19 protein-coding genes and 1 pseudogene are annotated in these 22514 nt (G+C 62.1%); 13 read left to right on the top strand and 7 right to left on the bottom strand.

The annotated features are described in order from the left end of the window. Positions 1 to 94 precede the first annotated feature (94 nt). The 3 genes from SINAC_RS19695 to SINAC_RS38045 all read right to left on the bottom strand — a co-directional run bounded on the left by SINAC_RS19695 (position 95) and on the right by SINAC_RS38045 (position 3397). Positions 95 to 454 carry a hypothetical protein gene (locus SINAC_RS19695; protein ID WP_015247358.1) on the bottom strand — a complete coding sequence of 120 codons (360 nt, stop codon included), beginning with the start codon at positions 452 to 454 and terminating at the stop codon, positions 95 to 97. Positions 455 to 542: 88 nt separating this feature from the next. After that, the gene (locus SINAC_RS19690) at positions 543 to 1805 is read right to left on the bottom strand and encodes a hypothetical protein (RefSeq protein ID WP_015247357.1); all 1263 of its coding nucleotides are present in this window, start codon (positions 1803 to 1805) and stop codon (positions 543 to 545) included. Continuing rightward, complete coding sequence (locus SINAC_RS38045; protein WP_015247356.1) at positions 1802 to 3397, bottom strand: glycosyltransferase family 39 protein; 1596 nt, start codon at positions 3395 to 3397, stop codon at positions 1802 to 1804. The genes SINAC_RS19690 and SINAC_RS38045 overlap by 4 nt, the downstream gene beginning before the upstream one ends. A 753-nt stretch (positions 3398 to 4150) precedes the next feature. Here SINAC_RS38045 and SINAC_RS19675 point away from each other — a divergent pair. Then, a complete protein-coding gene (locus SINAC_RS19675) occupies positions 4151 to 4627 on the top strand; it encodes a macro domain-containing protein (RefSeq protein ID WP_015247354.1) in 477 nt (158 codons plus the stop codon). Between the two features lie 1010 nt (positions 4628 to 5637). Continuing rightward, a complete protein-coding gene (locus SINAC_RS19670) occupies positions 5638 to 6228 on the top strand; it encodes a hypothetical protein (protein WP_020467379.1) in 591 nt (196 codons plus the stop codon). A 226-nt stretch (positions 6229 to 6454) separates the two neighbouring features. On the opposite strand, the gene SINAC_RS19665 is transcribed toward SINAC_RS19670, so the two are convergent. Then, positions 6455 to 7114, bottom strand: a complete 660-nt coding sequence (locus SINAC_RS19665; RefSeq protein ID WP_015247351.1) for a dioxygenase family protein — start codon at positions 7112 to 7114, stop codon at positions 6455 to 6457. 479 nt (positions 7115 to 7593) lie between these two features. On the opposite strand from SINAC_RS19665, the pseudogene SINAC_RS19660 reads away from it, so the two are divergent. The 4 genes and pseudogenes from SINAC_RS19660 to SINAC_RS19645 all read left to right on the top strand — a co-directional run bounded on the left by SINAC_RS19660 (position 7594) and on the right by SINAC_RS19645 (position 11132). Continuing rightward, a pseudogene (locus tag SINAC_RS19660) lies at positions 7594 to 8535 on the top strand (DUF1559 family PulG-like putative transporter). Between the two features lie 521 nt (positions 8536 to 9056). Beyond that, positions 9057 to 10010, top strand: a complete 954-nt coding sequence (locus SINAC_RS19655) for a DUF1559 domain-containing protein (protein ID WP_020467374.1) — start codon at positions 9057 to 9059, stop codon at positions 10008 to 10010. A gap of 47 nt (positions 10011 to 10057) precedes the next feature. Beyond that, the gene (locus SINAC_RS19650; protein ID WP_015247349.1) at positions 10058 to 10477 is read left to right on the top strand and encodes a hypothetical protein; all 420 of its coding nucleotides are present in this window, start codon (positions 10058 to 10060) and stop codon (positions 10475 to 10477) included. A 238-nt stretch (positions 10478 to 10715) separates the two neighbouring features. Next, on the top strand, positions 10716 to 11132 hold the full coding sequence (locus SINAC_RS19645; protein ID WP_015247348.1) for a GNAT family N-acetyltransferase: 417 nt from the start codon (positions 10716 to 10718) through the stop codon (positions 11130 to 11132). Positions 11133 to 11359: 227 nt separating this feature from the next. Here SINAC_RS19645 and SINAC_RS19640 read toward each other — a convergent pair whose 3' ends face one another. Continuing rightward, on the bottom strand, positions 11360 to 12214 hold the full coding sequence (locus tag SINAC_RS19640; RefSeq protein WP_015247347.1) for a hypothetical protein: 855 nt from the start codon (positions 12212 to 12214) through the stop codon (positions 11360 to 11362). A 470-nt stretch (positions 12215 to 12684) separates the two neighbouring features. On the opposite strand from SINAC_RS19640, the gene SINAC_RS41250 reads away from it, so the two are divergent. Both SINAC_RS41250 and SINAC_RS41245 read left to right on the top strand, forming a co-directional pair. Next, positions 12685 to 13359 (top strand): hypothetical protein, encoded by a 675-nt coding sequence (locus SINAC_RS41250; RefSeq protein WP_044147219.1) that lies wholly within the window; start codon positions 12685 to 12687, stop codon positions 13357 to 13359. Between the two features lie 56 nt (positions 13360 to 13415). Next, entirely contained in the window at positions 13416 to 14027 is a 612-nt protein-coding gene (locus SINAC_RS41245) for a transposase (protein WP_044147214.1), read from the top strand. A 169-nt stretch (positions 14028 to 14196) separates the two neighbouring features. Here SINAC_RS41245 and xseB read toward each other — a convergent pair whose 3' ends face one another. After that, a complete protein-coding gene (gene xseB, locus SINAC_RS38425; protein WP_015247346.1) occupies positions 14197 to 14508 on the bottom strand; it encodes an exodeoxyribonuclease VII small subunit in 312 nt (103 codons plus the stop codon). Then, positions 14505 to 16313 (bottom strand): exodeoxyribonuclease VII large subunit, encoded by a 1809-nt coding sequence (gene xseA, locus SINAC_RS38035; protein WP_015247345.1) that lies wholly within the window; start codon positions 16311 to 16313, stop codon positions 14505 to 14507. The genes xseB and xseA overlap by 4 nt, the downstream gene beginning before the upstream one ends. 357 nt (positions 16314 to 16670) lie before the next feature. Between xseA and SINAC_RS19615 the strand changes: the two genes are divergently transcribed. The 5 genes from SINAC_RS19615 to SINAC_RS19590 all read left to right on the top strand — a co-directional run bounded on the left by SINAC_RS19615 (position 16671) and on the right by SINAC_RS19590 (position 22509). After that, the gene (locus SINAC_RS19615; RefSeq protein WP_015247344.1) at positions 16671 to 17021 is read left to right on the top strand and encodes a type II toxin-antitoxin system HigB family toxin; all 351 of its coding nucleotides are present in this window, start codon (positions 16671 to 16673) and stop codon (positions 17019 to 17021) included. After that, entirely contained in the window at positions 17018 to 17476 is a 459-nt protein-coding gene (locus tag SINAC_RS19610; RefSeq protein WP_015247343.1) for a helix-turn-helix domain-containing protein, read from the top strand. Before SINAC_RS19615 ends, SINAC_RS19610 begins: the two co-directional genes overlap by 4 nt. Before the next feature lie 914 nt (positions 17477 to 18390). Beyond that, on the top strand, positions 18391 to 20502 hold the full coding sequence (locus tag SINAC_RS19600) for an outer membrane protein assembly factor BamB family protein (RefSeq protein WP_015247341.1): 2112 nt from the start codon (positions 18391 to 18393) through the stop codon (positions 20500 to 20502). After that, positions 20495 to 21373 carry an SIMPL domain-containing protein gene (locus tag SINAC_RS19595; RefSeq protein ID WP_015247340.1) on the top strand — a complete coding sequence of 293 codons (879 nt, stop codon included), beginning with the start codon at positions 20495 to 20497 and terminating at the stop codon, positions 21371 to 21373. Before SINAC_RS19600 ends, SINAC_RS19595 begins: the two co-directional genes overlap by 8 nt. After that, positions 21370 to 22509 carry a prenyltransferase/squalene oxidase repeat-containing protein gene (locus SINAC_RS19590; RefSeq protein ID WP_015247339.1) on the top strand — a complete coding sequence of 380 codons (1140 nt, stop codon included), beginning with the start codon at positions 21370 to 21372 and terminating at the stop codon, positions 22507 to 22509. Before SINAC_RS19595 ends, SINAC_RS19590 begins: the two co-directional genes overlap by 4 nt. Positions 22510 to 22514: the final 5 nt, after the last annotated feature.

Below are 22514 nucleotides of genomic sequence, written 5' to 3'. Positions count from 1 at the left end.
CAAGGGGTCGGCTCTTTTTCGCCGGCCCGAGTGGGCCGGCGAAAAAGAGCGCCCGGCGCGGTCGCCAGGCGCTCGAACAGACGACGACCGGGCATCAGGGCTGAGGATAGCAGAGGAACTGAGTGTCGTCGTGCATATTGCAGTTATTACCGCAGTTGTAGCAATAGCGTGAGAGTACGCAAAGGCTCCCCGGAACGCCGTTGGGGGACCGATGGACCGCCACCGGGCACCACTCGTAGGGAACGCCCAAAAGGGTCTTCGAGGGGGCGCCACAACCATTGTTGTCGATGATGATCACATCCCAGCCGCAGCCAGTCTGACCGCCAACCAACTTGGCCGCCTCGTCGTCGGAAACGAGGTTAAGCGAAGACGCCGGGGCGACCGCCGACCCGAGGGTCAGGAGCAAGGTCGCGATACCTAAAGTTGAACCCAGGATCCAGCTCAATCGACGCATTACAAGAACTCCGTCGTTGAAGGACCGGGAGGGGCCAAGATCCGAACCAAACGCAGCCGGATCGGTTGTCCCACTCCCACAGCCTGCTCTACTCCGCCCCCACGGGGCGGAATCTCGGGCCAGCCCCCGTTGGGCCGGCTCCGTCTGCTCCCTGAATCGTCGCCCCCGGCCCGGCCGACGCGGCCTGGCGGAGGAACCGGGCCGCGTGGCTGAACGGGCAGAACGAGTGACCGACCTCGCCGTCGGACGCCTCGCTCAGCACCCGGGCGAGGAACCCCGCAGCGCCTGCGAGCACCTTGGGCGGCATCTGCATTTCGGGCGGGAGCATCAAGGTCCACTCGACATGATGCCCCGTCACCAGAACCTTTTGCTCAATCGAGTCGGCAGCCTCCCCCTCAAGGTCGAGATCCGGGAGGTCGTGTCCTGGGCCGGAGCTCCGGCGCATCGCCTGGTAGCGGGCGTACCAGGGCAAGCCGGTGACCCGACGATGCCAGCGAGGGTTGAAGGAACCATCGTCGCGCTGGCCGGTGGCGACCTCGGCCGATACCCGCGTCAGTAGGTCCCGAAGGGCGTCGCGGACCGGGGCCGAAAGGACCGGGACCATCGCGTCGGTCCGATGGATCATCGCCAGGGCGTAGAGGGTGTGCGTCCCGGCGCAGCTCGCCCGGGCCAGCGGACGGCCCATCAGCTCGCGGGCCAAAGCGTCGAAGTCGGTCGCCTCGCCGAACCGGTTGGTCCAGGACCGCGCGGGCGGCAGGTAGAGGGCCAGCGCCACGGCGGTCCACTCGAGCTCCTGCTCGATCTGGAATTCGGCCACGGCGTCGTCGAACAAGGCGCGGACCGGCCGGTCGCCAGCGGGGGTCCGGATCATCGCATCGAGCGGAACCCCCAGCTCGCCCAGAATGGAAAGCACCTGGTCGGTGTGCGGCTGCTGCTCAGGGTGCCCCGCTCGCGCCGAGGGGGGGACGAACCGGAGGCCATGCCGCGTCTCGATGAACGAGAGCGATCCGTTGAACCAACCTTGGTTCGACTCCGAGTTGAGCAGCACCCCCCGCATCTCGGCGAAGCTCGGCCGCCCTGTCGGGGCCTGGTCCTCAGGGCGGAAGACCCGGAGGGCGTGGATGATTTCCCCCAGGGGCGCCTTCCGCTCGGGCCAGAGCCGATCGGTCTGCCGGGTGATTTCCGCCCCGTCGAGCCGGGCGTCGATCGCCGGCACGATCGGCCGGACCGTCAAGGGGGCGACCCGGACCGCGCCCGTCGTCGACGCGCGCGGCTGCCTCAACCACCACGCGCCAACCGCCGCCGTCGTGGCGAGCAGAGCCAAAACGCCAACGCGCCCGATCCGTTTCATGGTCGCCGCCTCCGCTTCAACGTCAACAAGTCCTGGTTCACCGCGACGGCCGTTGTGGGGGTTCCGCAGTCAATGCGATCGAGGAAGACCATGTCCCGGCCGGCGATGCGGACCTCGGGAAACCGGCGTTCGTCGGTACGTCGCCAGCCTGGAGGCAGCGGCGTGACGTACCGCCAGGCCGATCGAGCTTCGACGACCCAGGCCGACGAGCCGGCGAGCGCGGCGGCCTCCTCTGGCGTCGTGATCTCGGCCGGGTCGATCACCGGGCCGCCCCGGTAGTGCTCCAGGGGGCGGCGGGTCGTCCGGATCATCCGAGGAGGTGCGAAGCCGAGCCGGCGCGAGTCAAGTTGCAGCGCCAGGTAGATCTCCGGGCCGAAGACGAAAACGGCCTCTCCGGGCCGCCAGCGCCGAGCGAGTTCACGGGTCGCTCCGAGGAGCCCCGGATGCCGCTCGGGGCCGATCCGGTCGTACAGCGAGGCCGTCAGACTCGCCGTGGTGGTGACCGCCAGGATTGAGGCGGCCACCCGCGTCATCAGGTCGGGAATCCGCGCGATCAGGACCGCCAGGCCCCCCGCGACCGCAAAGGCGGCGGGGTAGCAGTACCGCGAGAAGAAGACGTTCCGGCCCACGACGAGCGAGGCCAGCACCCCCAGCCCAATCGGTCCGACGATCATGAGGCCCAGGAACCGGTCGGCCTCCCCCCGGCCGACGGCCAGCAGCGTGAGCAGAATCAGCAGCCCCGCGCACCAGACCTCGGGCATGGGCGGCGCGGCCAGCCAGTAGAGCCCGGTGAAGAGGTGCCCGATCTCGTTCGCGAACAGGCCGAGCCCGAGCGGGCCCGTCACGTAGTCAGCCTCGACCTGACGCGACTGCGCCATCGCGACCGGGAGCCAAGGCCAATACGCCAGGGCCACGGCCCCCGTCGCAAGAAGGCCCAACCGCGCTTCCGGCATTGCCCAGAGCTTGGCCGGCGACAGGCCGGATCGAGCCAGGCACCACGCCGCCAGGAACGTCGTCTGCGCCACCATCAGGAACAAGCCATAATTATGGACGTAACACCCCAAGGCCGAGGCCCCGGCGTAAACGGCCCACCAGAGTAACGACCGTCCCCCGCGCCGGAGCGCCGCCAGCAGGGCCCACCCCGCCAGGACCGCCAAGGCCGCCGCCATCGGGTACATCCGTGCTTCCACCGCGTGGCGGTTGATGAGCGGGCTGGTCGCCACCAGGATCGCCGCGAGCAGGCAGGCCCAGTCACGGCCTCGCCCCGGGGCCGTCACCTCCCGAATCAGGCCGTGCAAGGCCAGCCCCGCCAGCGCCGCGAGGCCGACCGACATCAGCCGCATCGCCTCGGGCGAGTCGCCCAGCCAATGGGTCCACCCCTTCAGCAACAGGTAGTACGCCGGCGGGTGAACATCGCGGGCCGTTCGCGCCACCAACTCGGCCACGGGATACCGCGACATCCTCCAGGAGAACGCCTCGTCGAACGCGAGCGACCAGCCGCCGACAACCGAAGCTCGGGCCGCCGCCGCCGCCACATGGACGGCCGTGACCTGGGCGAGAAGAGCAGGAGCAGTGGTCCAACTGCGAGGCATAGGGGATATCCGGCCCGACCTGGGGTCGGCCTCATAGGCGATAACATCTGAGACTTCTACGGTTCTCTCTCAAAGTGGCCGCCGTCGAACCGAGCCATGGGGTCTAAACGCTCGATTGTCCTGCCGGCGGTATCTCAACATCACTACAGAGGTCAAAAACCGATGACGTTCTCTTGCGGCGACTTCTCAATCAGCCCGGGCATTCTCGGGGGCGGCGTGAATCCCAGCCCTGGAATTCCCGAGAAAACCGGCCTGGGTCCAACGGGGATCACAGCCACGGGTGAACATGGAGTGGAATCGCTCAGCCCCCATCATGATCCGGTAATTGCGAACGGAAAGGCCAATTCGGAAAATCACGATCGCATGGCACCGAGGCATTGTCAATCTTCGTGAATCGAGAATTCCGAATTTCACATTGCGTTGGATTTCTTCGCTCCATCCCCTGAAAATAGCCCCTGCGATTACACCCCAGGGCCAGCGCATATCAAATACGCAATAGCGAAAGAATTCGTGCAAGGTAGTCCGTACTGATTAGCAGAGCATCCTCTTTCCCCGTGGCCAGGCATCTGGACTACGCTTAAGATAGGAGATAGCGGCAACTCATCAAGGCAGACCGGGCGATGGCGATCCCCCTGAACAGCCCAATGAGCCCTGCTGAAGTGCCTGGCGGCTCCCCTTCCCTACGGAGATATCCAACGGTAGAGTTCGGGGGCCGGGACTTACCGGAGGCGGGACGTCAGGAGGCCCGAGGCGATGGCAACGATCAGCTATGTGCAGGGAGATGCCACCCAGCCGCAGGCCAAGGGGAACAAGGTCATCGCCCACGTCTGCAACGACCTCGGCGGATGGGGCAAGGGGTTCGTCCTCGCCATTTCCAAGCGTTGGGCGGGGCCAGAAGCGGAATATCGTGCCTGGCACAAGGGCCGCTCGCAGAACGATTTCGGCCTCGGTGCGATCCAACTTGTCCAGGTCGAGCCACATGTCTGGGTCGCCAACATGGTGGCCCAGAGGGGTATGAAGACGGGCTCCAACGGCCCGCCGATCCGTTACGAGGCGGTGCGTGCCTGCCTGAAGAAGCTGGCCGTTGAGGCCAAGACGTTGGGAACGAGCGTCCACATGCCCCGGATCGGCTGCGGCTTAGCCGGGGGCCGTTGGGAGGAAATCGAGCCGATCATCTCCGACGAACTGACCTCGCAAGCGGTCGAGGTGACAGTCTACGACTTCGGCTGATTGGTCATCGCCCCTCGAGCCGTTTTAACGTACTGGGCAGGGAGCGTGACATGGGCCAGCGGGACAGATGGGTCATTGATGTCCACGTTGTCTCCCGTGTCGTGGAAGCATCGCGTTGTCCCCCGAGGGCGACATCTACGAAGCGCCGGATCAACCCCGGGTCGATCCGGTGGGCCAGCACCCACTCATAGGCCACCCGGTACATCCTGTAGCGGACCTGGCCTACGATCGCTGAAATTGCAGGCCGCCGGAAATTCGGACATAATGAACCCAAGATGTGCGAAACATAGGCTTGGAGGCTCCTACAAGCTACTTCTTTGGAACAGAGCTGAACCACTCAAACCAGCATGCGACAATGTAAAAATCCGAAGATGTCGCTGCTCGGTTACTTTGCCGCCATACGCGGCGACACCTTCACAAAAACTTCACTCGGGATCAGGAATCAGCAGCAAGCTATTTACCAGTCGTCAGTTCGGGCGATATTAAGGCGAGGAAGTCGGCTTCGAAATATCCAATCAAATTTTTCATCCCCGGAAGCGATCTTGACAGGATTAGCAGGTAACCATTGAATGATCCTGCGTCTCAGGCTTTCAAATTCGGACAATTACAAAGAATGCACCAATGGCTTCATTTACAGCAACTGCAACCATAAATCCATAAACACAAATCCCTATACATCCGCACGACTCGTATTCAACAAGGGTTCGTCTACAGAATTTCGACGCTCACGGACTTCATTCCCGACGTGGAGACTTTCCCTCCAGCAGCACCCACGCCTCAGCAAAGGACACAAAAAAATCATCCATAGTTCAACGAGAAGCACATTACCTATTCAAAAATGAGCACAACGAATATTCCTTACAGGCAGGGCGGAAACCTATCGCGGACAATCTACGCTTAACGTTATCGCTTGCGATAAACCTAACGACCATTGGCACAACTAACATAATCACATTATATGCATACTCTACAACAGATTGAGACCGCGAGAAATCCGGATTTTGCGTGACATGAATGCCGATCGGACAATTCAGGAAATACTGATGCGACGATTCAACTTCATTGCGATTGGTCTAGTGCTGCCTTCCTTGGTTGCAGGGTTATTCTTGAATGGCAACTTGCTTGCCCAAAGGGTAGATTCGCAACTTGCTGGGAATGCTCCCCTGGTGAGAAGGGCGGCTTTTACGATTGCCAATAATGTCGCTGGCGAAGCAGAGATGCCGCACGTCAATGGCGTGGGTGGTTTCCCAGTGAGACTGAATATCACCGATTCTGGTCAATGGATTCACCAACGCCATCTTCAGATTTTCGTCGCGATCTACGAGCGACCTAACAAAGTTTCTAGCAAAATAGGCAAGCTCGTCAATTTGCGCACGCACCCCGACGTGTTGGTGACCGATCCAGACAAAGAGTCGAGCGTGCCATTCGCAATGAATATGCGTATACCTCCTGGGGACTACTTCGCTTTTGTGTTTCTCTGCGACCCCAAGACTCCATTCGCTTCCCCCCCCCTGAAGTATAAAGAAGGGACGTTCCCCAATGCTGAGGAATTCCCTGGTTCTGTAAAAATGGGCAAACGTGTTTCAGTTCATGTCGACTGAATCACGCCCTGAGAAGTCTGCTTGAGTTTTCTCTTGATTGTCGAGCCTCACCCACTCCTGGTGAGGCTTTTCTATGCGCCGCTTGTCCTGCCATTCTTAGGGAGCGAACTTCTTGTAAGCCTGAAACTTCTCCCCGAAACAACTCATCAAGGCAGACCAGGCGATAGCGATCCCCCCTGAACCGCCCAATGAGCCCTGCTGAAGCGCCTGGCGGCTCCCCTTCCCTTCAGGGTGTGGTCTCAGCCTTCTTGAGAGTGATGTCGCGGGTCCCGCGCCAGACCCTCTTATCATCGCGTTCCAGGGTGACGATCACCTTGCCGCTGCCTTCGGGCTCATTGACCCTCTTCCGCTGCTTCGCGGTGATGAGCGGGTCGTCGGCGAACCAATAGTCGTTGATCCAATAGCGGACGCCCCGGCCATAGACACCGGCATGGATGTGGGCCGGCGTGTCGCCGCCCGGGTAGGCCGTCGGCCTGATCGTGCGGAACTCGTACCGCCCGTCGGCCTTGGTCCGCACCCAACCCTGAAGGCGGGGCTTCGGCGGCTTGCCTTCCTCTTGGTCGGGGGAGTAGATCCCCTTGGCGTCGGTGTGGAAGAGGTAGAGGGTCACGCCTGCGGCCGGTGTCCTACCGTCCGACTGATAGATCATCCCGGAGATCACCAGCGGCTCGCCGGGCTCCCCTTCGGGGGGAATCACGATCTTCGCGGGCGGAGCCGCCGGACTATCCGGGACTGGGAATTCGTCCTGAGACTTGGCGTTACCGGCTCCACAGGCTCCCCCAACGAGAGCGACAGCGATCAGGAGTGCAGGGAGCGAGCCGCTGTAGTCGTTGAGCAGCCCGGGGAATCGCACGCAGCCCCGGTGAGAAGCAGTCGGCATACGCATGACGTGAGTCCCCTCGGATGGGAGTAAGCCAAGCCGATTCACGTGGAGATGCCCATCGCTGAATGCATGGAGCCTGGCTATGAAAATAGTCGATCCAAATCCGACCCACAACGAAAAACCACGTCGAGTCGAACAGGAGCTGTGAATGAACACCTTCAATTGAATGAAATGGAATGAAATCAAATCAGATTGTGTGCGAGTCGCCCGCGGTCCCAGGGAACGCTCGAGCGGCCGATCGAGGCGATCCTTAACTTGAGAGGAGGGATCCGCCAATGCGGCCAGGCACCTGGACGGCGCAAGGCTGGGATAGAGGGAACTCGTCAAGGCAGATCGGGCGATGGCAATCCCCCTGAAACTCCCAATGAGCCCTGCTGAAGTGCCTGGCGGCGACCCTTGCCCCCGATGGCTGAAATGGACGTTTTGCCTTAATATGCCTCCCGGTATTGGGGCGACCCGTCGTATTGCGAGGGAGCGCGATAATGAGTAGGCATCCAGTGACGAAGGCCTTCACGCTTGTCGAGTTATTGGTCGTCATTGCCGTCATCGGCCTGATCGCTGCCATGCTTTTGCCCGCTGTTCAGGCCGCACGCGAGGCGGCACGTCGGATGCAATGCGGCAACAACCTCCGGCAAATGGGCCTTGGGCTGCACGCGTATCATACCACGTCGAACGCGTTCCCCAGCGGGCAGGCCAGTGCCAGCCAGTCGTTGCATGCCTCGCTCCTTCCGTATCTCGATCAGGTTCCCCTGTAAAACGCAATTAACATGAGCATAAGGGCCGGCAGCGAAGAGGTGAACCGGACGGCATTCGCAGCACAGGTCTCGGCCTTCTTATGTCCATCCGACCCCGTGGTCTGGCAACGTATCGGGGCAACCAGCTATGCCGGCAATACCGGAGATGGATACTATCTACTCACCTATAATGGATTATTTTCGGGAAATGTTGACAGGCCCGCGAATATCTCGATCGGTGACATCGTTGACGGTTCGAGCGGGACGGCGGCCATGTCGGAATGGCTCGTAGCGACACCGGTCATTCGCGATCGCCGCCGGGACTTCTTCGCGGTGGGCGTCGGACAAACGCCGTTCGACCGGCAGGGATTCTTGTCTTCTTGCTTATCAGCCGGGCAGACCGGACCACCGGCCGTGATGGGCGGTTTGAAGGGGTCCGGGTGGTCGAACGGGTATTGGCAGGCAACCCTCTACGATCACGCCATTCCCATCAACGGACCGAACTGTAACAATCCACTGATATCGGATTTCCTGGGGGCCTGTGCCGCCGGCAGCCTTCATTCCGAAGGGGCGAATGTCTTGTTTGCCGATGGTCATATTAAGTTTTTAAGAGAGAGTATTGCCACGAGTGTCTGGTGGGCGTTGGGCACACGCGACTCGGGTGAAGTCGTCTCATCCGATAGTCTGTGAGGCGTTCGGACGGAGCAGACAGGCAGATCACCGTGCTGCCATAGACAACGAGCCCTGCTGAAGTGCCTGGCGACGACCATTACCCCCAGAACGACTTCGGTTTTGTCCTCGTGCAACACCCCCGATGCACGAAGTCATGACATCACTACCGCTTCCTGGCCCCTTATCCCAAGCTCAGCTCTGAGCAACTCAACCATCTCCTCGGCCATCGCCAGCAACACCTTTGGAGGTGCCGTCCATTGGACCTCATCGGGCAAGGAAGGAGGGATTATCTGCTGATCCGGCTCATCGTGAAGACCCCGATAAGATTCGGAGAAGATTCAAGCTTGGCGAACGAATCGCAATATCCAGCAAATCATTGCTCCACAAAGGATTGTGACTGTCGGTTCCTCGCCGACCGTCCAGGAAACCGTAAAGAAGGCCGCCAATTTATGTTGCGAGAAACAAGCCATCCTGTATCCTGATAACTCGCAGCCATGAACCAGTGTGCAAATCAGGGCCGACTTTCCAGTGATTGGCTTATGCCGATACATTATTCCGAAACTCGTCGCCCGGGCTTCACCCTCATTGAGGTCCTGGTCGTCATCGCCATCGTCGGCCTCCTGGTGGCGTTGCTTATCCCCGCCGTCCAGATGGCCCGAGAGGCCGCCCGACGCACCTTTTGCATGAACAACTTGAAGCAGATCGGGCTGGCAATGCACAACTACCATTCGACCTGCGGCAGCTTTCCGGGTAGTTCCATTGCCAGGCAGTTCTCGCCTCACGTGGCACTCCTGCCTCACCTGGGCGAAACGACGCTCTACAACTCAATCAACGTATGCCTGTTTGAATTCGGCGAATCGCCCATGCTGAACAAGACCGCCGGGACGACGCAGGTGGGTATGTTCCTGTGCCCATCGGAAGCCCTGCCAACCTATGGCCAAGCGTCGACTTCTTACGCGGGTTGCGCCGGATATGGATTCCAGATCCGGAAAAAGCGGAATGGAGTGTTCAATAATCCTCCCGTCTCCCTGACAGGCCTGACAGATGGGGCGAGCCATACCGCCGCTTTTTCGGAATGGCTGCTGGCCCCGCCGCCGGCCGACCACGGAACCAACCACGACCGTCGTCGCTACAACTTCCAGATCGAAAAACTCATCCGCCCCCATCAATTCGACCAATTCACGTCCACCTGCCTCCAGGCGGACGCCTCACGGAATTCCTTCGGCAGTCACCCCAGAGGCGTGGGATGGATGAATCCCGGCGAAGGCAAGACCTTGTACAACCACGACCTCACGATTAATGGGCCTACCTGCTTTAATGGCATGTTCATTCGCGAGGGCGCATGGACGGCTGGAAGCTTCCATAGCGGGACTGCGAATGTCCTGTTCGCCGATGGGCATGTACATCCCATAAAAGATTCCATTGAGCCACGAGTCTGGCGATCGGCCGGAACTCGCGCTGGCGGTGAAGTCATGGAGGGTTGGAACTATTGACAGGATGGTCGATCAGAGTGTCTCCGAGAAAGCAACCAGTAGTCTGCATGTCGCTATTGAAGATCGCGATGGTTTTGGTGTGCACGTCAATGACTCTGATCGGCGCCGGTAGCATTGCCCATGCAGAGTATACGGCGCCCACGACCGCCTCCAAGGGAGGCGATGGTACTGGTATCAGCTTCAGCGGCAATATCGCGTGGGAGGTCGGGCACCCGATAATCAATGATGTCGATATCGACATCATTGACGCTAATAAAGACTCCGCTCAGGGTCTGGGGAGCCTTAGCTTCACTTACGATAGTGCAGCCCGAACGGTCAAAATTCAGAGTCAATTCGTCGCGATTACAGGCGGGCCGTTCAGGGTTCGCCTTAACTGGTACCACAACGAGGGCGGGGACCTGAAGGAACAGTCGACGAGCTTCGAGGTTACTGTCCCGGCCCCTCCAGGCGAAGGCGAGGGAGACTGACCTGCCACCTCCTGCCTCGAGATCCCCCTCCAACGTCTCCAGCAACTTTTCGGCGATCACCAGTATCACCCCTGTTCCTCCCCGACTGCAGAATGCAGACGGGGCGTTTTCTGGCCGATAACACCTCTCTAGGGTATCGATCGGCCTAGCCAGTGACGGACCTCGGCATGTCCGTTCGCCACGCGGGACACCCGTATTGTCCGGGGGGGGTTCCTCGAGATGACCAGGAGGTGGCGAGATGCCGATCGAGATCATGACGCGGCGGCCGGAGACATGGGAAGTGATCCGTCTCTACAGGGCCGCGGGGCTGCGCCGGGCGACTCACGACCCCGAGATGATCGCCCGGATGATTACGGGAGCGTCGCTGGTGGTCTCGGCCCGTTCGGACGGTCATCTCGTCGGATTGGCGAGGAGCATCACGGATTTTTGCCACTCCTGCTACCTGGCCGACCTCGCCGTCGATCCCTGTTTCCAGAAGCAGGGTATCGGCCGGAGCCTGGTCCTGCGTACAAAGCACGAGGTGGGAGGCACGACACAGCTCTTCCTCCTCTCCGCCGCGACGGCCGAGACCTTCTATACGAGGTTCATGGAACTCACCCCCGAGACGTGCTTCCAGATCGCACGCACCTACCCGGCGGGCCCCCAAGCGGGCTGATGTCGTTACGGGCCAGCGTCTTGTCTAGCACAGCCCCGCCCCATCGATCGAATCCATGGGAGATAAACCCATAGGTGGCCTCGAGAGCGAATCGCCAATACGGCCAGGCACCTGGACTGCGCAAGGCAGGAAATCGAGGCAACTCATCGAGGCAGACCAGACGATGGCGATCCCCCTGAACCTCCCGATGAGCCCTGCTGAAGTGCCTGGCGGCAACCCTTGCCCCCTCATTCGGGAGCGGCGACCCTGCTGGCCGGTCGTCCGAACGGGGAAGGCTCTCCATCATCAAGCCCGCCTCCGGATGCTTGGTCCGGGGAGGTCTCGGCCCGCCGGACGAAACGGTAGCCGCAGGAACGCACGACGAGAAGCGACATGAACAGGTTCACCGAGAAGAGGAACAGGCTCAGGATGATGTAGACCCAACCGGCCAGGTGAGCGTCGACGGCGTAGGCGAAGAGGACTCCGAGGGCCGGCGAGAGGGCGAACACGACCGGCCACCGGCGCTGTGGTCGGACCTCCCCCATCGCCGCCCAGAGGGTGGCGAACCCCACGGCCACAAAGCACAACGCCCAGAGGGTCACAAGGAGAACGAAGCGTGCAGGGTTCGCTTGCAGGCCCCTCGCCCCGGCGCAGAGCAAGGCGACAGCAGCGGTGAAGACCATCAGGCCCCTGATCGAGAACCGCAGCCCTTCGGTATCGGACCGGCCGGCCTGACTGTTCTCGGCCCGTTGGGTGAAACCGCCCCCCAGCGCCCGTACCACAAGCAAGGACGCCGTGGTGACGACAACGGTGACGGCGGCGACGCCGAGGAATTCCTCCCCCAGTCTGGAGTTGACCATGGACTCCAGGTAGGCCGCCCCAACGACAAGACCGGCCATCCGCACCCATGGCGAAACCGTGGAGGCCACCCCCCAGATAGAGAGCAGGACGGCTTGCCCGAGGGCCGATGCGAAGAGCGGAACGATCAGGAGGCGACCCAGCCCGAGTGGGGAATTGAGTTCGATCGGGGCCAGGGTTACGGCGATGCCCCCAAGGATGACTTGGGCGACCGCCAGATTCTGAAGTCTGATATCACCCGGCATGGTCATGATCTCGACGTGCGTCCGGGCTACTTGAATCTCACCAAACTCGTTGATCCGCCCGCACGATTATAATCTATGTCGGCGGGCCATCAATTGCCTCATGATAATCGCCAACTTTCGACACCGTCAGAAGGGATGGCAATCCGAAGCCTTCCTGCGCCTGTCGCATCATTTCTTCACGACAGGTAGGTGTACGTTGCGACGAAGCCAAGACGCAGATCGTCCGGAGTCGGAGTGCAGCCAGGGCGAACATCGCCAACCCATTGCACGTTTTTCATGAATGCTCAGCTTCTATTTAATTCCTATTTTTCATTCGTGTCATTTGTGTCATTCGTGGTTAATCTTCCATTCCATTTCCTGGGACCGCGGGCGCCCCGCCCAATGGCACTTACTTTCGCCAATCCTGCAATAAGGGGCACCTCTGGCACGTTTTTTGCGCCATGAACTCCTATTTTTTGGGAGTACCTCGCATGAACCATGACCAGGAATCACCCGCTGTCGTCGATTTGGGTGAGGCGGTTCGGATGTTCCATCGCTTGGTCCCACCGGATGTCCTGCATGCTCAGAAACCGCCCACGCTCTCGACCGTGTTCACGCCTTGGGTCGTTGTCTGGCTGATGATCTATCAACGGTTGACCTGCAATGCAACGATGGCCACCGCTGTGGGAGAGTTGGCTCGATTAAGTGCAGATGTGCTCCCTGATAACAAGCGGGCCCGTGAGAAATCGTTCTCGGCCAACACGGGTGGGTTTTCGCGAGCGCGAGATCGGCTGCCCGTGGAGATGGCTCAACGGGCGGCTGACGAGGTTTCTGCAGCCTTAATCGCCAAGTCTCCGCCATCGGTGAAAGGGCGTAACGCGTTTCTTGTGGACGGTTCCACGCTCTCTTTGGCACCCACTGACGCCTTGCGCAAAACGTATCCGCCGGCCCGCAATCAACACGGAGAATCGCACTGGCCGATCCTCCACTTGGTAGCGGCCCACGAGTTATCCAGCGGTGTGACCGTGCGTCCGGAAGTGGGGGCAATGTATGGCCCGGCCGCGATTGGCGAAGTCCCATTGTCGGCCGGTTTGATGCCGCGACTTCCGGTCGGCTCCGTGTTGATCGCCGACCGGAATTTTGGCGTCTTCGCGTTGCCTGGTTAGCCAACCAGGCGGGCCACGACTTCGTGTTGCGGTTGACTGAGAAGCGATTTCGGTCGATGGTGCGCCAAGGGAAAGCCCAGGGCAAGGACCAGTGGGAACTAACTTGGCAGCCCAACCGCTGGGAACGCAAGTCGAACCCACAATGGCCGGCCGATGCAACGTTGCGGGTGTGGTTGCACGAGGTTCGAATTTCCGAGAAGCTGACGCTGTGGCTTGTGAGTCGGCTCCCTGACGAGGGGTGCGAGCTCGCCGCGATCTATGGCCAGCGGCAAAATATCGAAACCGATCTGCGTGATTTGAAGCGGACGCTTCGCTTGGAAGAGATGCGTGGCCGATCCACGGAGATGGTCGCGAAGGAACTGGCCTCGGCGACAGTGGCCTATAACATGGCGAATCTGATTCGCCGGATGGCTGCGGCTCGGGTCGAGATCGCGCCGCGGCGATTGAGCTTCAACCGGGTATGGTCGTTAGTGAAGGTCTTGCTCTTGGAGTCGCTGGATACCACGGACCCCGCGAAGATCCAAGAGCGGATCGACTTGGTTCTGAGGATGTCTGGCCAGTGTAAGCTCGCGAATCGCCCTGGCCGACACTACCCGCGTGAGGTGATCGCCCGCCGCAGAAAATTCCCACTGCGACCACGCAAACGCGGTCTGAAATCGAGAAAGTAAGTGCCATTGGGCGCCCCGCCCGCGGTCCCAGGGAATACTCGAGGTCGATCGAGGCGACCGAAAAAACCACTCAGGGTTCAATCCGAACTTTTTTTTTGGTGGGCAGGGAAAATGGGCAAAACATCAGCATGGTTTGCCTGGTTCTCAGACGACAGGCCGGGCTCGCCCCTCAGAGCGAGAGGTCTTCGTCGTCCCGCTCCGGTTCGGGCCTGCTTGACTTCCTCGCTTTTCTCGCCCGGCCTTCTCCCTCGATCAAGGCCGGCGATTCGGCCACGGTCCCATCCGGCTGGAAGTATTGCCCGAGGGTGGCCTGCACCTTGTCCAGCCGGTCCTTGCAGATCGTGTACGCCTTCATCGCCTTCTCGACTTTCGGGACGAGCTGGTCGATGTCCGGCTCGTTCTGGCTGGAGAGCCAGTCGGCCGTTTCCTTCAAAACCTTGTAGTTCTTGTTGAAGCTGGTGCTGTCCAGGTCGCCGTTCATGAAACAGGTCTCCCCTCGAAGTCTCGATTTGCGACCGGCACGTTCCCGTCGTGAAACTGCACGGTGAATTCCGCATTCCTGAGCGCCTCCGCCCGGCTCGTGATGGGCCGGTCGGCCGTGTCGCGGACGATGGAGAAGCCTCGGCTGAGCGTGGCTTGCGGCCCCAGCCCGACGACGATCCGGGCGTAGGTCTCGACCCCCTTCTTGGCGGCCTCGGCCGTCGCGACCGCCCGCCCGGCGACGTCGGCGAGGGACTCCTCCAGGTCGCCCCGGGCCGTCTTGACCCAGCGGCCCGCGTCCCTGGCCATCTGAGCCTGGCAATGCTCGAGCTCGGCGGCCACCGCCTCCACCTTCGCCGTGGCCTGGAGCGCAACGGCGTTGGCCGCCCGCTCGATCATCGCGGCCTGGACGCCAAGCTGGAGTTGAGCGCGATGCGTGACTGACTCCACCGACTGCCTGAGCGTGAATTCCGCCTCGCTGAGCGTTTGCTCGGCCTGGTCGACCAGGCGGACCAGGCCCGTTTCGAGGGACTGGCTCGCCTCGCGGAGCTGGAAATGGGTGGCCGTGCGGACGACAGCCAGGAACTTGCGGTGGTCGTCCTCCGCCTGCTGGATCATCGACCGGACGCCGACGTCGAGCCGATCGGCCTGGGTGGCGAGGGCCGTGCGTTCGCGGCTGAGGATGCGGGCGACTTGCAGCTTGATCTGGGCGAGCGCGGAGGCCGCCGCCAGGGCGTTGTCCCGGATCGTGGCGGCGATGAAGAGGGCGACCTTGGACGGCGTGTCGAACCGGCGATGGGCCACCTCGTCGAGGATCGTCGAATCCCGCTCGTGCCCGATCCCGGTCAGCACCGGGATCGACGCGAGGCAGACGAGCCGGGCCAGCTCGAGGTCGTTGAGCCAGGCCAGGTCGGTGACCGACCCGCCCCCTCGGATGATCACGAGCACGTCGAACGGGCGCTGGCGGTGGGCGGCGAGGGCCTCATTGATCGCAGTCCGGATCGAGGACGGGGCATTCACCCCTTGAAACGTCGCCCCGAAGAAGAGGAACTCGCAGAGCCCCGCCTGATGGAGCCGGTCGGTCTCGCGACGAAAATCGCCCAGGCCCGCCGAACTCTCGGGGCTGATGACGGCGACCCGGACGAACTCGACCGGGGCGGGGAGCCCCTGGTTCCGTCCATACAGATCCTCCCTGACCAGCCATTCCCGGATCCGGGCCAGCTTGGCGGCGAGATCCCCCACGGTGTAGGACGGGTCGACGTCCTCAATGATGAGGTCGAGGCCGAACAGCGGGTCGAACCGGACCTTGACCAGGCAAAGGATCTTGATGTCGGGCTTCAAACCCTCGCCGGTCGCCTCCATGAACTTCTGGTGGATCGCCCCCGCCCTGCTCCTCCAGATCACCGACTTCGACTGCGCGAGGATATCGCCTTGCTCGTTGCGCTGGGTCAGCTTCGGGTAGAGGTTCCCGTTCTTCCCCGACAGCTCGCTAATCTCGGCCCGGACCCAGACCGCCTCCGGCATCCGCTCCTCAATCGCCCCGCGCACCTGCGACAACAAATCCGTGAGGGAGATCCCCTTCTCGGATTCCTCGGCAACGCTCACACTTGCGCTTACGTTCTCGCTCAAAACCGAGAACATAGGAAGTCTGGCGTCTTTGGGCACCCAACGTTCGAGGTGCTCGAGATCGGCTCCCGGCGGGGCGTACCAGAGCTTCTTCTGGGAATCCCAGCGTGCCCCGAGGGCCTTGGCATCCTCCTTCTCGACGAAGGGGACCCGCAAATCGACTCGGGAGTTGGAGGTCATTCGGATCGCTTCAGGAGTCCAGGCGTCGCCACCCTGCGAAACGCCGGCGCCATCGAAGCACAGACCCGCCCCCGGGTCAACGCGAACCGGGGCAAAACAAGGCTACAACAAAAACAACAAACAAAAATATGAAAAATTAAAAAACAGAATTTTTCAGCAACAGCATTCGCACCTGACTTCTACAATGGGAAGGCAAAGCCCTTTTCGCAAATCGCGAAAATCGCGATTGACTTTTCGCGGTTCGCGAAACCACAACAATAAAGGCAAGCCGGCAGCTTGGCTCGTTCGATGGACCAACCTTTGGAAGGAACAGTCGCATGGCTCCCGCACTTCATTTCCCCATCTTGAGACCACCCGATGCACGTCATCTCGGAAAAGATGTTGCGAGAGTTCTGGGTAGTCCACCCCGACTCGGAGGCGCCACTTCGCGCCTGGAGCCGGGTTGTGAACCAAGCCAAGTGGAAGACGTTCGCTGACGTGCGAGAAGCGATCCCACACGCCGACCTTGTCGGCGACCTGACCGTCTTCAATATCGGTGAGAACAGATATCGCCTGATCGTTGCCGTTCACACCAACCGTGGCAAGGTGTTCGTTCGCCACGTCCTGACACACCCCGAATACGACCGCGGCCAATGGAAGGAAAAGCCATCGCCACCAAGGCACCAGTCCAAAACGAAGGCGCCCCAACGTAAGGACAAGCCCGAATGACCGCCAAAACGAAAACCAGGTCCGCTTCGCGTGCTGGGACGCGATATCTCGAGCTCATCCGTCGCTTTCCGCTCCGCCCGCTCCGGTCCGAGCCGGAACTCGATGAGGCGATCGAGATAGTCAACGGCCTGATTGACCGAGACAAGCTCGCATCCGACGAAGAAGACTACCTCGATGTTCTGGGCGACCTGATCCGGAAGTATGAGACTGAGCATCATCCGATGCCGCCTGTCTCCGACACGGACATGCTGCGATTCCTGATCGAGTCCCGGCAGGTGACCCTGTCCAAGGTCGCCGAAGAAACGCGGGTTGCCGTTTCGACCATCTCGGAGGTCCTAGCGGGCAAGCGGACCCTGAACCGCCGGCACATTGAGGCATTCGCGAAATACTTTCATGTTGAGACGTCCGTCTTCATGTCGAGTGGCCCAGCCACCCTAGCCAAAGGAAAACCCTAAGTCGTTGGACATGGTCTTCCTTTGAAGGGCTACGGGCCCTGGGTGCCACGAACGGGACTGAACCTGTGAGCGAAAGCCCTGTTTTTGAGGAGCCCAATCACCCCTGCCCACTCTTCCATTTCATTCCCCTGGGACCGCGGGCGACCCGCCCGCTCTTTTGTTGATTTAAATTCAAGTTCAAATCCAATAAAACTAAATTGAAGAGCGGGCGGGGCGCCCGCGGTCCCAGGGTAGGAGAGGAAGAAAGAGAGGGACCGGATCAAAACAGCACATCCGCGAAATGCAATACTTCAATTCAACCAAAGACAGCCATCCGTGATGAATCCGACGGAGCTCGGTCAACCATCCACGAATCCGTCGTCGCCGGGCAAGAGCCGTTTTCGAAAATGCCTTGGGATAGACCGACAGAACCTTCAGCGCCAAGGCCGGAATGCAGGCGGGGCCCATATTCCCCTGTCTTCGGAAGGAAAGGGAACGGAGTCGTTGCGGAAACCGCGCGAATACATCACAATCCCTTGCAACAGGATCCGCGTCAGATCCGGACTCCAATGGAATACGCGTCCGACACATCTTCGGAAAATGGAATTCCGGCCCTCCAGGGATGACCGCAAGGCCGCGTCCCCAAGACAATTTCTCCAAAGGAGTTAGACGTGGTCGACCGCCAGCAAGGAATAGCCCGGAAGAGGAATCCGAGGGGCGGCTTGAAGCGGGGCGTTGAGATTTCTTAAGGAATTCACTTGCAATTGACTCCGACCTTCGACGACAGTAAGACGAGCATCCGGAAGTCGATCAAAAACATCTGATCGTGGCCAAAGGCGAATTCGGTTGGCTCGCAGTCCGTCGGCTCCGACGGCTCGAAACATGCCAAGAAGCGGTTTTCAGTCCACGTATCCTCAAAAGCGCAATGGGGTGACATGAAAGTCGTACGTCTTACGATCATGACACTCTTGTGGCTACCGATGCTCGCGCTCGGGCAGGCCAAGGAGAAGGCGGACGAGGCCGACAAGGTCACGAACGACCGGCCGGATCGTCCGCTCCAGATGCCGCCGGCTTCCAGCGAGGTCAAGGAAGCGTTCGACGACTACGATCGGTTCCGCAGACGAGGGGCCTGGGAACGGGCGTTGAAGTCGCTCTATGAGATTCCCGAGGCACAGGCCCTCCGCTTCGTCGACGGCCAAAAGGGCTTCATCATTCCGGTTGCCCGCAAGCGGCGCGAGGCGCTCGGCGAGCTCTCGCCCGAGGGGCAGGTGGCTTACCGCCTCTTCTACGACGACGAAGCCAAGAAGCTACTCGACGAGGCCGACGGCCCGAACGAGCTGAAAACGCTCGAACGGCTCTACTCCGCCTACTTCCCCACGACCGTCGGCGACAACGCGGCCGATCGCCTGGGCGACCTCTACTTCGAAATGGGCCGGTTCGACCGCGCGGCCGACTGCTGGCTGGCGGTGCTCCGCGAACGACCCGATACCGACCTCTCCCCGGCCCTGATCGCGGTCAAGGCGGCCCTGGCCCTCTCCCGCGCAGGGCGGCACTCGGAAATCAGCGTGCTCCGGCACGACCTGGCCGACCGCTACGCCGGTGAGAAAGTCACGATCGGCGGGCAATCCGCGCCGGCCGCCGAGCACCTGGCCCGCTTCCTGGGCGACGGGACGGCGAAGAACCCGCAAACAGCCCACTCCAGCGCAGCGACGGCGCCCGGGCTCGACCTCACGCGAGTCGTCCCCGCCGACTGGCAAATGCGCTTCAGCGAGTCGGTGATCGCCGGCATGACGCCCGCCGAGCTGGTCCAGTGGAATGCGAACCCCCTGAGCGCCGCGGTCCCGACCGTCGCGGTCGAGGGGTCGACGCTCTACGCCAACTACCTCGGGCACCTCTTCGCCATCGACCTCAAGACGGGCAAGCTGATCTGGCGGTCGGCCTCGTTCCACAACATCGAGATCCCGGCCGCGCAGAATCAGACCCGGATGGTCGACCCGACCCGGTTCACGGTCGTGGCCTCGAAAAGCCATGTCTGGGCCCTGACCCGGGATCTGAAAGACCCGAACCAGATGGCCCCCTTCCGCCTGGTCTGCCGGCGCACGGACGGGGGGGACGTCGTCTGGCAGTCGACCGACCTGCCCGACTACGCCCAGGTCGACCTGGGGGGGACGCCGATCCTGGTCGGCGACACGCTCTTCGTCGTCGCCAAGACCTCGATGAACCAGCAGCAAGGCCAGTCGCATCAGTACGTCCTGGCGATCCGGGCCCGCGACGGCAAGCTGCTCTGGAAGACCGAGGTCGGGGTGTTCCGGCAGGGGCAGCAGTATTCTTATTACGGCATGCCCGACACGTCGCCACAGCCGAAGCTGTTTCACCAGGCCGGGGCGGTCTACGTCGATACCCACGTCGGCGTCCTGGCGCGGCTCGACGCCGAATCGGGCGACCTCGACTGGGGGTACGGCTACAAGACGGATCCACCCAACGCCATGAACCGGTTCTTCTTCTTCGGGCCGATGCCGACCGAGTCGATCTCCAGCAGCGGAGCGCCGCTCCGCTCGGGCCCGGCCCTGCTCGCCAAAGGGGCGAAGTCGGAACAGATCTACGCCCTCGATGCGGACCAGATGAAAGTCCTCTGGGACCGGCCGATCGCCAAGTCGGCGCGGATCCTCGGGGTCGACGACCAGGCCCTCTTCCTCGGCGGCCCCGAAATCAGCGCCCTGGACTTACAGACGCGAAAACTGCTCTGGGCGACCCGCCTGCCGGGGGGGAGCTCGGAAGGGGACGTGCTCGTCCGGGCGGGGGGGATCTGGCAGCTCACCCCGCGTGGAATCTTCGAGATCGACCCCCGCACGGGCCAGGTCCGGCGGATCTTCCGTGGCGACGACACCGGCGCGGACGGGGGCAACTTGTACTTGAGCGGCCCTTTACTTCTGGCGGTCACCAACCGCACCATCTCGGCCTACCCCATTGCGACGACCGCGGCCGTGGCCGACGGTGGTGTCGACGCGGGCGCGGCGACCCCCAAGACGAGGATATCGGATGACTAGGTCGAGCATCGTGGTCATCGTCGTGGCGCTCGCCCTCACCGGGGCGTCGCGCCCGGCCTGGGCTCAGTTCATCGCGGACCCATCGGGGGGGAACCTCCAGGGGCTCGCCGTCACGGGCAAAGGGACGGTCTCGGCCAAGCCGAACCGGCTGGAGATCGATATCGAGGTCTCCGCGTCCTCGGAACTGACCGCCGACGCGATCGTCAAATACAGGGACGCCAAGCGCCGGCTCCAGGAGGCGTTCGTCGCGCTGAAGCTCGACAACGTCACCGTGGAAGAGCGCGGCCTGAACGTCGACCAGAAGGGGGCCCAGATGAACCCCTACTTCTTCGACTCCCAGCCCAGCCGCAAGGCCAAGACGGAAGTCCAGCTTACCCGCAAGCTCATCATCAAGTGCGCGGATATCCGCAAGCTGGATGAGGAAGCCCTGTTGCAGCTCGTGGCCAAGCTGCTCGACGTCGCCCAGGACGCGGGGGGGAAGGTCGGGGCCACACAGGACCCCTTCGCGGCCTATTATTACGGTCGATACAACCAGTCCAACGGGCTCGTCCGCTTCATCCTTGACGACTTCGATCAACTGGAGGAAGAGGCCTACGGCAAGGCGATCGCCGACGCCGAAGCCCGAGCGCAACGCCTGGCGAAGCTGAGCCGCCTCAAGCTCGGGCCGGTGAGCGGGGTCCGCGTCACCATGTCGCCGGGCGATCGGGAGACGCCCATGTACAACTACGGGATCCCCCAAGAGGAGGAGACGCCGAAGCAGAAGCGGCTGGAATCGGCGAAGTTCCAGGAGATCCCGGTGCGGGTTGTGCTGATGGTCCGCTTCGACTCCGCGCCGATTCCGGTGGAAACCGGGAGGGCCTCGACCCAATGAGCCGCCACGACCCGCATGGCGATTGGCGATCAGGCGCGGGGCTCGCCCGCCGCGCCTTCTTGAAGAGCTGCGGCGCGGCCCCCCTGGCCGGAGCGGGGTTGGGCCTGCTCGGGTGCGGACTCGGTTTCGGCCCGCTCGTGGCCCGTTCGCTTCTGGCGGACGAGAAAGAAGTGCTCCCCAAGCACGTCACGCCCGAGGCGTTGCGGGCGGTGACCAAGGGGTTGGACTACCTCGCCGCCCAGCAGGCTGACGACGGGTCGTGGAACACGGGCGGCGGCCAGGCGTACCCGGTCGCCATGACCGGCCTGGCCGGGACGGCCCTCCTCGCCCACGGCAACTCGCCGACCCGGGGCAAGTACTCGCGGAACCTCCAGGGGGCCGTCGAATTCCTCGTCCGCTGCACCACGCCGACCGGCCTGATTACCGGGCCTTCGCAGGACAGCGGCCAGCCGATGCACGGGCACGGCTTCGCCCTGATGTTCCTGGCGTCGGTCTACGGCATGATCACCAAGGAGTCGCTCCGCCGCCAGGTCGCCGAGACGATCCGCAAGGCGGTGACGCTCACCAGCCAGGGGCAGAGCGGCGCAGGGGGCTGGACCTACATCCCCGGCGGCGGCGACGAAGGGTCGGTCACGGTGACCCAGGTCCAGGCGCTCCGGGCCGCGCAGAACGCCGGGTTCCTCGTCCCCAAAGCCGTGATCGACGAGTCGATGAACTACCTCGAAAAGTGCCGGACGCCCGAAGGGGGGATCCAGTACTCGCTCTCCGCCGGCGGCGGGCCCCGGCTCGCCATCTCGGCCGCCGCCGTGGCGACCCTCTACAACGCAGGCCAGTTCGAGAGCCCAATCGCGACCGACTGCCTGAAATACGTCTGGGGCCAGTTCCGGGCCAACGAGGGGTGGAACAAGGGAGGAGGGCATGCCTTCTACTCCCACCTCTACGCCGCCCAGGGGTTCTACATGGCGGGCGATGAGTACTGGGATCAGTACTTCCCGGCCACCCGCGACCAGCTGATCGCCATGCAGGGGGGCGACGGCTCGTGGAACGGCGATGGGATCGGGCAGGTCTACGGGACCTCGATCGCCGTCGTCATCCTGCAACTTCCGTACAAATACCTACCTGTCTTCCAGCGCTGAGAAGG

The organism is Singulisphaera acidiphila DSM 18658 (assembly GCF_000242455.2).
GTDB lineage: Bacteria > Planctomycetota > Planctomycetia > Isosphaerales > Isosphaeraceae > Singulisphaera > Singulisphaera acidiphila.
The sequence above is the reverse complement of the archived record's forward strand: the minus strand, read 5'-3'. Positions and strand labels throughout refer to the sequence as shown.